This window comes from Pseudomonas graminis (assembly GCF_004364335.1).
GTDB classification, from domain to species: Bacteria; Pseudomonadota; Gammaproteobacteria; order Pseudomonadales; family Pseudomonadaceae; genus Aquipseudomonas; species Aquipseudomonas graminis_D.
Map to the genome: position 1 here is coordinate 95873 of NZ_SOCR01000006.1, position 10627 is coordinate 106499.

A 10627-nucleotide genomic window follows, 5' to 3' on the forward strand; every position below is an offset into this window, starting at 1 on the left:
ACTTCATTATGGACATAGGGATTGTCGACCAATAGCGGGTTAGGCCCGGTTGGCCGACCATTTAGTCAAGCCATCACGAATTGCAGATGGGTGCAGCTCAAACGCGATAGCGGACCAACCGGTTATCGCCAAATAATATCAGCAGCAATTGTCACGATCCGCCCGGCGGCCTATACCTACAAGACAACTGCAACCTCTCAACAAAAGGATTTGAATATGACTTTTCAAGCATCCCAAGCCGCCGAAGTTAAGATTGTTGATGCCGAAGATCAGGTGGTGGGCACAGCGACGATACAGGCCGACGGCTCATTCAGTTGCACGGTTTCACTTGCGCTCGGCGAGCATAGCTTTACTGCTACGTCTGGTGTAGTACGCTCAGACAAATACACTGTGCATGCACTACCGATCGTGCCAATCTATGAGGATTTTGAAACCTTCCCACGCAGAGACTTTGTACCCAACGAACCCGTTATAAACCCCCACACGGGGACATCCGTTGGATTAAAATCCGGGGCCGCAACAATTGGAGACCTGGGTGACCATGATGGCCCTACAACTTATCAGTACTTGTTTTTCGAGTACGGCACTGTTGAGATAAAGCCGCCAAACAGCCCCAAGAGAGTCACATTCACACGATGGCCTCATGACAATGGAGCTAAAATCAGATACTTTGATGAGCGGCACACCCTTATAGGCGAGCGCTTGCTAGACGAAGAAATAATGATTATTAATAGCGACATTCCAATTTACTTTCTGGAGTTGTCAAAAATTCGCGAACTAGGTAAAAACGAATATATTGACAACTTCACATTCGAGTAAACTCCCAACAATTTTTCAGAAAATTATTTTTTAGACGACGACGTACCACTGCACCGCTTCGCGAACAAGCTCAGTTACATCGGTAAGTTTGAAGAAGTAGCGGGGCGGAAGTTTTGCGGCGGACAGCTGCACCAGCTCGCCAAGCCGGTAAAAAAAGGGGGGCATCAGCCCCCCTACTCCCGGTTCAGAAGGATTAAGGCAGATCAAAACGCCTTCCTTTAATACTGGTTTTATCCAGTGGCTGTTTAGAAATACGTACATCAAGATCCCCTCACAGTATCTGCAGCGAGCTGTTCACGTGCTCAACGCTCAAGTATCGCCGTAACCCCCTGCCCGCCCGCTGCGCATATCGAAATCAGCCCTCGTCCCTGCCCCGACACGCTCAACAATTTAGCGAGATTGGCGACGATACGTCCGCCGGTTGCGGCGAAGGGATGACCCGCCGCCAGGGAGCTGCCTTTGACATTGAGCTTACTGCGGTCAATGGAGCCCAACGATGCGTCCAACCCCAACCTCGTTTTGCAATATTCAGGATCTTCCCACGCCTTCAACGTGCACAGCACCTGCGCCGCGAACGCTTCGTGGATTTCGTAGTAGTCGAAGTCTTGCAGCGTGAGACCGTTGCGCGCCAGCAGGCGCGGTACGGCATAAACCGGCGCCATCAGCAGGCCTTCGTGGCCGCGCACGAAATCCACTGCCGCCGCTTCGCCGTCCCGCCAGTAAGCGAGCACCGGCAAACCGCGCTCGCGCGCCCAGGCTTCACTGGCGAGTAAGACCAGCGACGCCCCGTCAGTCAGTGGCGTCGAGTTGCCCGCTGTCAGCGTGCCTTTGGCGCTGCGCTCGTACGCGGGCTTGAGCGAGGCCAGCTTTTCCAGGCTAGCGTCGGCGCGCAGGTTGTTGTCGCGGGTCAGCCCGAGAAAGGGCGTGAGCAGATCGTCCTGCCAGCCCTCCGCGTACGCAGCGGCCATTTTCTGATGGCTCTCCAGCGTCAGTTGGTCCTGCGCCTCGCGGGGGATGCCCCAGGTCTGCGCCATCAATTCGCAGTGCTGGCCCATCGACAATCCGGTGCGCGGTTCGCCATTGCGCGGCAGCTCCGGCTTGAGGTTGTGCAGGCGCAATTGCGTCAGCGCCTTGAGTTTGTCGGCCGTGGTCTTGCTGCGATTGACCTGCAACAGGATCTGCCGCAGGTCTTCGTTGACGCCGATGGGCGCGTCGGAGGTGGTGTCGACGCCGCCGGCAATGCCGCACTCGATCTGGCCGAGGGCGATCTTGTTCGCCACCAGCAGCGCCGCTTCAAGCCCGGTGCCGCAGGCTTGTTGAATGTCATAGGCCGGCGTCTGCGGCGACAGCCGCGAGGCGAGCACGCATTCACGGGTGAGGTTGAAATCACGGGAGTGCTTGAGGACGGCGCCTGCAGCAACTTCTCCCATGCGCAGGCCATGCAGGTTGAAGCGCTCGATCAGACCCTCCAGTGCAGCGGTCAGCATGTCCTGATTGCTGGCGGTGGCATACGCGCCATTGGAGCGCGCGAACGGAATGCGATTGCCGCCGACAATGGCCACGCGTCGAGTCTGAATCATCGAAATCTCCCTGCCCTGAATGCGTCTATCGATTGAGAATCGCTGCCTGACAGCGTAGGACCTATTACCCACCCGTGCGGTCCACTGATTTGAACCCCGACTCAAGGAGAGTGTTCCATGGCATCCGATCGCTACATTGACTTCGTCAACTCCGACCTCGGCCGCAAGCTGGTCGGCGCCGTCGGTTTGCCAGCGCCCGCGCGCCTGGAACGCTGGCAGGCGGGGCGTCTGCGTCCGGTGGAGGGAGCGCTGTTGCTGAGCACGGGGCCATTGGCCCAACGCGTGGGCAGCTTTGCGCCGCGTCTGACCGACGTGCTGTTCAGTGCTGGCGGTGCAGTGACTGGCGAGAGTACCGGCGCCCACCCCTGGAATGCTGAGCAGAGCGCGAAGATCAAAGCCGTGGTGTTCGACGCCAGCACGCTGCTGCACACCTCCCAGTTGAGTCAGTTGCGCGAGTTTTTTCAGCCGATCCTCCGTCATCTGGACAACAGCGCCCACGTCGTCATTCTTGCCCGCGCGCCGGATGCTCAATCCGATCCATTGGCCGCCAGCACGCAGCAGGCCATCGAAGGTTTCAGCCGCTCCCTGGCCAAGGAAATGCGCAACGGCGGCACGGTTCAGCTGTTGCAGATCGAAGATGGCGCCGAAGACCAGCTCGAAGGCGCACTGCGTTTCTTCCTGTCGCCAAAGAGCGCATTCATCTCTGGTCAGGTCGTTCGTCTGAGTGCCTGCGGGCAACAGGTTCAGGACTGGACCCGTCCGCTGGCCGGACGTAAAGCGCTAGTGACCGGCGCCGCCCGGGGCATCGGCGCGGCCATCGCGGAAACCCTCGCCCGCGACGGTGCAGAGGTGGTGTTGCTGGATGTGCCGCAGGCCAAATCCGATCTCGATGCGCTGGCGGCGCGTCTTGGTGGGCAGGCGCTGATCCTGGACATCTGCGCACCGGACGCCGCCGCTCAGTTGATCGAACACCTCCCCGGCGGCCTGGATATCGTCGTGCACAACGCCGGCATCACCCGGGACAAGACGCTTGCCAATATGCCGGCGGACTTCTGGGACTCGGTGCTCGACGTCAACCTCAATGCGCCGCAGGTGCTGACCCAGGCGCTGATCGACAGCGGCGCGCTGCGCGATAACGGCAGCGTGATTCTGTTGGCGTCGATCAGCGGGCTGGCGGGCAATCGCGGGCAAACCAACTACACCACGAGCAAGGCCGGGCTGATCGGCTATGCACGGGCGATGGCGCCGACCCTCAAAGCGCGGGGCATCAATATTAATGCCGTGGCACCGGGCTTCATCGAAACCAGCATGACGGCGCACATGCCCTTCGCCCTGCGCGAAGCCGGCCGACGCATGAGTTCATTGGGCCAGGGCGGCCAGCCGCAAGACGTGGCGGAATCGGTGGCCTGGCTGGGTCAACCGGGCTCCGGCGCAATCAGCGGCCAGGTGCTGCGGGTGTGCGGCCAGAGCGTGCTCGGCGCCTGAGACTGAGTTGAGTCACGGATGGATGGTTTGAATAGCCCGCCTTGTCGATCCGGGGCGAGCTGATCGGCAGCATGACCACAGGAGAAGCTCGATGAGTGCGCACTGGCGGTATCTGGACACGCCCCCGGCCCTGCCCGGCCTGTTCATGCAGGCGGCGCTGCGGCGCAAGGTCAGCGGCACGCAGTTGCCGGATCAAGGGCTGCGGTGCTGGATGTCAGTGGATCCGGACAAGGTCAAAGCGTTCGCCCATGTGTGCGGCTTCGTGCCGGGCAGTCTGCTGCCGCCGACCTATCCCCATGTGCTGGCCTTCCCGCTGCAGATGAAGCTGCTCACCGACAAGGACTTAACCTTCCCGCTCCTCGGGCTGGTGCACCTGCATAACCGGATCAGCATTCGTCGGCCCCTTGGCAGCGTGATCAAGGTGCAGGTCAGCGTGCATGTTGGCCATCTCAAAGCCCATGCAAAGGGCGCGACGTTCAGCGTGATCACGCAGGTCGAAGATGCCCTGGGCCTACTGTGGGAAGAAGAGAGCACGATGCTGTGCCGAGACGTCCACGTGGACGGCGAGAGCGAAGGCGATTACGAACCGGCGCCGCTGCCGATGACGGAGCTGGCAACCTGGTCGGCGCCGTCGGACATAGGTCGCCAATACGCGAAAGTCAGTGGTGATTACAACCCGATTCACCTGAGTGACAGCAGCGCCAAACTGTTCGGTTTCCCCAAGGCGATCGCCCACGGGCTGTGGATAAAAAGCCGCGCCTTGGCAGCGCTAGAAGATCATCTGCCAGCGTCGAATGTGGAGATTTCGGTGGAGTTTCACAAGCCGGTGCGGCTGCCCAGCGGGGTGACGTTGTCGGCCAGCGCGGCAGGGTCGCATGGGCAGTTCAAGCTGGAAGGCGCGGAAGGGATCGTGCATATGCTGGGGAGCTGGCGGCCTGCCACGGAGTAACTCTGTGGGAGCGTGGCTTGTCCCGCGATCTGGCGCGAAGCGGCAGCAAATCTGCCGGTCGCGTGGTGTCAGGCAGAATCCATTCGCCTGTTTTGCGACCGCTGCGCAGCCGATCGCGGGACAAGCCACGCTCCTACACTGCGTACCACCGAGTTCGGCGACTGCGCATCGCACCCTCTTGCGTCAATCGCCTATCCCCCTGAAGCTACGCACCTTCAGGAGACCCCCATGAACCTCGACGAACTCACTCAACGCCTGCATCGCATTCGCGATAACAACGACTGGCGGCAATTTCACAGCCCGAAAAACCTGGCCATGGCCGCCAGTGTGGAAATGGCCGAGCTGGTGGAGATCTTCCAGTGGAAGACCGAGGATCAGTCGCGTCAGCTGCCGGCTGATGAACTGGCCCACGCCGGACAGGAAGTCGGGGACATCGTGCTTTATCTGCTGTTGTTGTGCAGCGAGTTGGGCCTGGACATGGATGAAGTGGTGCGCGCGAAACTGGCGGACGGCGAACGGCGGTTCAGCCAATGAGCGATCGCCATTTCGATCAGTTGGCGACGCGCTTCGCTGAAAAAATCTACGGCGGCGCCAAGGGGGCGATCCGGTTGGCGGTGCTACAAGCTGACCTCATCGAAAGCCTGCCCGACCGTCCGTTGCGCGTCCTGGACATCGGCGCCGGGCTTGGGCATATGTCGTTGTGGCTGGCCGAGCGCGGGCACGATGTGACGCTGGCCGAACCCGCCGCCCCCATGCTCGAAGGCGCCCGTCAGCGCTTTACCGACGCGGGGCAGACCGCGAATTTCATTCAGGCGCCGTGGCAAGCACTGCCCGACATTCTGACCGAACGTTACGATCTGGTGATCTGCCATGCCGTGCTGGAATGGCTGGACGAGCCGTTCACGATTCTGCCGGTCCTGCATCAGTTGACCGCCCCCGACGGCTGGCTGTCATTGGCGTTCTACAACCGCGACGCACTAATCTACCGCAACTTGCTCAAGGGCCACTTCCGCAAAATGCGCAAGAACACCCTCGCCGGCGAAAAACAGAGCCTGACCCCGCAGGAGCCTCTTGATCCGCGCGAATTGGCGGCGCAACTTGGCACCCTGTGGCGAGTCGAAACCCAGAGTGGCGTTCGGGTTTTTCACGATTACATGCCGGTCGAGTTTCAGGCCAGAGCCGACCTTGCGGACCTGCTGGAAATGGAGCTCGCCCATCGTCGCCACCCCGCCTTCGCCGGACTGGGACGCTACTTGCACTGGATGTGCCGCCCCCTATAACAGACGCTGGTTTACTCGCTGCTTAACGCACGCTGCGGAGACCCTCATGAAACGCCGTCTCGCTTTGCTTTCCCTCTGCCTGGGCCTCGCCGCCTGCCAGAGCCCCAACCCTTATCGCGCCGTGTCCGCGGCCATTCCACCGGCGCCGCCTCATGCCGCCAATGCCATCGACATGAGCGCTTACCCTGCGGCGCCGCGCGATTACGGCCGCTATCGCAACTGGGCCTGGCTCAACGGCCAGCTGCCGCCGGGCACCCTATGGGCCGACTCGGCTCAACTGGCCGAAGCCGTCAGCAACGGGCTGGATCAACGCGGTCTGCGGCCTTCGCAGAACCCGCAGGCGGCGGACCTGCGCGTGGCCGCCGATGCCCATGCCGAGACCCGGATTCGTCAGGTGCGCGATGACTATTACGACCCGTACTACGGCGGTTCAGGTGGGGGCTATTACGGTGGTAACGGCTATCGCAATGGTTACGGCGGCTACGCCAGCGTGCCGATCGTGCGCACCTATCAAGAACAGGTGGTCGTGGTGCGCATCAGTCTGTTCGATGCCCGCAGCGGCCAGCCGGTCTGGAGCGCCAGCGCCGAAACCGCCAGCGGCGGCGATCAATCGACACGGGCCAAAGCCCTGCGCCAGGCCGTACAACAAGCCCTGACGGCTTACCCGCCGTCCTGATTTCGCGCCCCTTGGCGTTTTGTCTACACGCTGGAGAAATCCCATGTACCGCCGCATTGCTGTCCTCTGTGTCGCCCTGCTGCTCGGCGCCTGCCAGACCGATCGGGTCAACCGCGACTTCGACGCTCAGCGCGATTTCGGCGCCTACCGGTCATGGGCGTGGAAGGAGCCTGGTTTGCAATATCAGCCCAACGATCCGCGCATCAAAAGTGACCTGACCGAGCAGCGCATTCGTCAGGCGGTCGGGGAGCAACTGGAGCAACGCGGCCTGCGCATGGCGGCCCCCGGCGTGAAAGCAGACGTGCAACTGCAGGCATGGCTCATCGTAGAAAACCGCCAGCAGACGGTCACCACCAACTACGGCGGTGGCGGTTACTGGGGTAATCCGTGGGGCGGCTATTGGGGCGGCCCGATCGGCACCGAAACGCGCAACGTCGATTACAAAGTCTCGACGCTGCAGATCGACATGCTCGACGGCAAGGACGGCAAACTGGTCTGGCGTGGCAGCACCGAGCAGATGGTCAGCGACGGTAACGCCGATCCGGCCGCCCGCGAGCAGGCGCTGCGCCAGACCGTGCAGAAAATCCTGCAGCAATATCCGCCCCATTGAGGTGATCAGACAGGCCGCCGCCCCGAATCCGTAAGAGCCGGCTTGCTGGCGAATACGGCGGGTCAGTCGCGCACGATGTTGACTGTGCGGACGTCATCGCGGGCAAGCGCGTTCCTACAACGGCCTGATCTCGTCCACACAATGTGTGATCGACGCGAATCCGTAGGAGCCGGCTTGCTGGCGAACGCATTTGTCCAGACACCACAACGGTGAATGCCACATCAGGTTCGCCAGCAAGCCGGCTCCTACGGTGGATCGGCGGCACCTCTGACCATTGGTTTCACGCACGGCCCCTGCGTTTCAATCCACCACACTGAATTCCACCCGGGCGGTCTGCCCGCTTTCATCCAGCACGCTCAGTTGATAGCGCCCTAGCCGTGTGAAGGTGTGGGTGTAGCTGTCCTGACTGGCGGTGTCGCCCACCGGTGTGCCGTCGATGAACCACCAGCGCCGGCCACTTCCGCCCAATGCCGACAGCGTGAGCCGCAACAGTTGCTGACTGCCGGCCGGCAAGCGCAACTGATCGCCTTCACGCACGCCCACCACGGACAATGGCGGCGCCAGGCTCAACTCCTGGGGCGGGCATGACGGGTCGATGTCCGGCAAACGCGCCTCGCGCCGCTCGCTTTTCGGCAGCCAAGGCTCAAGCGGCGCCGGCCAGAGGGCGATGTCTTTTGGCTGAGCCTGTGGACAACTTGCCGCGACGCGCAGGCCTTTTTCGTTCAGCCAGACTTTTTCCACAAGCCCCAACCCCAGCGGCTGATCGGTGGCCTGCAAGGTCGGCGGGGTCGTGCCGTCGAGGGTCCAGGCGAAACGTTGGCGCCGGCAGTTCGGGTCGCTTTTGCTCATCGGCTGGCCCAGCGGCCAGCAAATCGCCGCAACGCCGACGTTGAGCGGCACCGGCAACACGGGCGGCAGGATGTTGCGCTGGGCATCGCGGTTCACCAGCAGGTCGTGAACCTGCAGCATCAACGGCGCTGCCGAGGCCAGCCCGAACTGCCCGGGCACCGGCGTGCCATCCGGCCGGCCGATCCACACGCCAATCAGAAACCTCGGCCCCACGCCAATCGACCAGGCATCACGAAAGCCATAACTGGTGCCGGTTTTCCAGGCCAGTTGCGGCCGCTGCACGAGTTCAGCGTGAGGATCGAGATCAGGCCGCGACTGGCCGCTGAGAATGCGCCGGATGATCCACGCCGCCCCCGGTGACATCATCGGCCGGTCACGCAGGCGATCATCGGGCTGCAAGCGAATATCCGCACTGCGCCCGCCCCGCGCGAAGGCGCTGTAGCCGCCAACCAGGTCTTCCAGCCGACTGCCGGCACCACCCAGGATCAAGGCCAGATTGGGCTCGGCCAGGGGCGGCAAGGTCAGCGGCACGCCGCCATTTCGCAATTCCGCCGCGAAACGCTTGGGTCCGTAGGCTTCCAGCAGTTGTACCGCTGGCAGATTCAGCGACATCGACAGCGCCGAGCTCGCCGCCACGGCACCGTTGAAACCCGACGAGAAATTGCCGGGACGATAGTCGCCATAGCGCCGAGGCACGTCCTGCAGCAACGACTCGGAATGGATCAATCCGGCGTCGATGGCCTTGCCGTAGAGAAAGGGTTTGAGGGTCGAGCCCGGCGAACGCAGCGCGCTGACCATGTCGACGTGACCAAAACGTTTGGCGTCGCCGATGTCCACCGAGCCGACGTAGGCGCGCACGGCCATGTTCTGCGCTTCCACCACCAGAATCGCGGCGGACGTGCGCTCGGGCAGACGCGCGCGCCAGCCCAGCAGCAGGTCTTCGAGACGACGCTGCAGCCCGGCGTCCAGCGTGGTGCGGATCAGCGGCGGGCTGTTCGGCCGATTCAGGCGCCGGGCCAGCAAGGGCGCCAGGCTGGGCTCCTGACGGGGCGCAAGCAGCAGCGGCTCTTCCAGCGCTTCGTCAACCGCACCCTGCGGCCAGGCGCCAAACTCGGCCAGACGCCGTAACACCTTGTCCCGCGCGGCCTGAGCACGCTGCGCATGGCGATCCGGACGCAGACGACTCGGCGCCTGGGGCAGCACGGCCAACAGCGCCGCGTCGGCACGGGTCAGTTGCTGCGGGGACTTGCCCAGGTAAGCCCAACTGGCGGCGGCGACGCCCTGTAATGTGCCGCCAAACGGCGCGCGGTTCAGGTACAGCACCAGAATGTCCTGCTTGGACAGGTGCCATTCGAGCTGCGCGGTCCGCCACAGCTGTCGAAGCTTGCCCGCGAGCGTGCGCGAGTGTGGATCGAGCAAGCGGGCCACCTGCATCGACAGCGTGCTGCCGCCGGAAACGACATGGCCGCCAGCAAGGTTTTGCCAGGCCGCGCGCGCCAGCGCCATGGGGTTCACGCCGGGATGCTGATAGAACCAGCGATCTTCGTAGGTCAACAGGGCTTCGAGGTAATAGGGCGACACCTGTTCGACTGTCACCGGGTAGCGCCAGACGCCATTGGCATCGGCGAATCGCCACAACGGCGTGCCGTCTTCAGCGAGCACGACGCGCGCCAGATCGTCCTTGGGCAAGGGCAGCGGCCAGATCCGGTCGGCGAGCCAGAGCAGCAGGCACACGATAAGCAGGCTGCCGATGAGCGAGGCGACAGCGCGGGCACCGCGTCGCCCCATTCGCGAACAGGCTCGGTCCCACACCCTCATGGGCAGCGATAATCGTGTGATCTTCACAGAAAGCCTTTACCCGACAGGGAACTCGCCCGGACAATCGACAGCCAAAGCGAGCAACGCCGTTTTTGGTCCACGCCCCTCATCAGGAAGCAGATATGCAGGTAGAAAGCGTTTTCGAATGGCTCGGCCAAGTGATTGGCGCCGTGATCCGCTTCGTCGTCGACGGCTTAAGCTGGTTGTTCAACATGTTCACTCACGCGGGCGGTAATTTCGTTGACGGCCTGTCGCGTACGCTGGGCATGGACACTTCAATCGTCAGCATCGTGGCCCTGGTCGTCGGGCTGATGCTGCTGTATTCAGCGATCCGCGCTTTCATGCGCGCCTCGATCATCATGGGGATCATCTGGCTGTTCCTGGGGTTGTGGCTGTTGAGCTGGATTATTCATTGATTGCCGTGCAAGGCAGACGCCATCCACTGTGTTGATCGTTCCCACGCTCCGCGTGGGAATGCAGCCCAAGACGCTCCGCGTCATCTGACGCAGAGCGTCGACCGAGGTGCTACCACGCAGAGCGTGGGAGCAATCAGGCCCAAGA

At 62.4% G+C, this 10627-nt stretch carries 11 protein-coding genes; 8 read left to right on the top strand and 3 right to left on the bottom strand.

The features are described 5' to 3' along the window. Nucleotides 1–90 precede the first annotated feature (90 nt). Nucleotides 91–819, top strand: coding sequence for a hypothetical protein (locus tag EC919_RS12645; RefSeq protein ID WP_133774371.1), 729 nt, complete (start codon nt 91–93; stop codon nt 817–819). A gap of 30 nt (nt 820–849) precedes the next feature. Here the strand turns inward: EC919_RS12645 and EC919_RS12650 are convergent, their stop codons facing one another. Together EC919_RS12650 and EC919_RS12655 are read right to left on the bottom strand one after the other, a co-directional pair. After that, nucleotides 850–1080 (bottom strand): hypothetical protein, encoded by a 231-nt coding sequence (locus tag EC919_RS12650; RefSeq protein ID WP_133774373.1) that lies wholly within the window; start codon nt 1078–1080, stop codon nt 850–852. Nucleotides 1081–1121: 41 nt separating this feature from the next. Next, nucleotides 1122–2399, bottom strand: coding sequence for an acetyl-CoA C-acetyltransferase (locus EC919_RS12655; protein ID WP_133774375.1), 1278 nt, complete (start codon nt 2397–2399; stop codon nt 1122–1124). A gap of 117 nt (nt 2400–2516) precedes the next feature. Between EC919_RS12655 and EC919_RS12660 the strand changes: the two genes are divergently transcribed. The 6 genes from EC919_RS12660 to EC919_RS12685 all read left to right on the top strand — a co-directional run bounded on the left by EC919_RS12660 (nt 2517) and on the right by EC919_RS12685 (nt 7399). Then, nucleotides 2517–3884, top strand: coding sequence for a 3-oxoacyl-ACP reductase (locus EC919_RS12660; protein WP_133774377.1), 1368 nt, complete (start codon nt 2517–2519; stop codon nt 3882–3884). Between the two features lie 91 nt (nt 3885–3975). Then, nucleotides 3976–4833, top strand: a complete 858-nt coding sequence (locus EC919_RS12665) for a MaoC family dehydratase (RefSeq protein ID WP_133774379.1) — start codon at nt 3976–3978, stop codon at nt 4831–4833. Between the two features lie 228 nt (nt 4834–5061). Continuing rightward, entirely contained in the window at nt 5062–5367 is a 306-nt protein-coding gene (locus EC919_RS12670; protein ID WP_108118998.1) for a MazG-like family protein, read from the top strand. Further along, nucleotides 5364–6113, top strand: a complete 750-nt coding sequence (locus tag EC919_RS12675) for a methyltransferase domain-containing protein (RefSeq protein WP_133774381.1) — start codon at nt 5364–5366, stop codon at nt 6111–6113. The genes EC919_RS12670 and EC919_RS12675 overlap by 4 nt, the downstream gene beginning before the upstream one ends. Nucleotides 6114–6159: 46 nt before the next feature. Further along, complete coding sequence (locus tag EC919_RS12680) at nt 6160–6789, top strand: DUF4136 domain-containing protein (RefSeq protein WP_133774383.1); 630 nt, start codon at nt 6160–6162, stop codon at nt 6787–6789. A 43-nt stretch (nt 6790–6832) separates the two neighbouring features. Next, nucleotides 6833–7399: a DUF4136 domain-containing protein gene (locus EC919_RS12685; protein WP_133774385.1), complete on the top strand. Its 567-nt coding sequence runs from the start codon at nt 6833–6835 to the stop codon at nt 7397–7399. Between the two features lie 300 nt (nt 7400–7699). Here the strand turns inward: EC919_RS12685 and pbpC are convergent, their stop codons facing one another. Further along, a complete protein-coding gene (gene pbpC / locus EC919_RS12690) occupies nt 7700–10036 on the bottom strand; it encodes a peptidoglycan glycosyltransferase PbpC (RefSeq protein WP_133774387.1) in 2337 nt (778 codons plus the stop codon). A gap of 152 nt (nt 10037–10188) precedes the next feature. Between pbpC and EC919_RS12695 the strand changes: the two genes are divergently transcribed. Beyond that, a complete protein-coding gene (locus tag EC919_RS12695) occupies nt 10189–10482 on the top strand; it encodes a hypothetical protein (RefSeq protein WP_122535324.1) in 294 nt (97 codons plus the stop codon). Nucleotides 10483–10627: the final 145 nt, after the last annotated feature.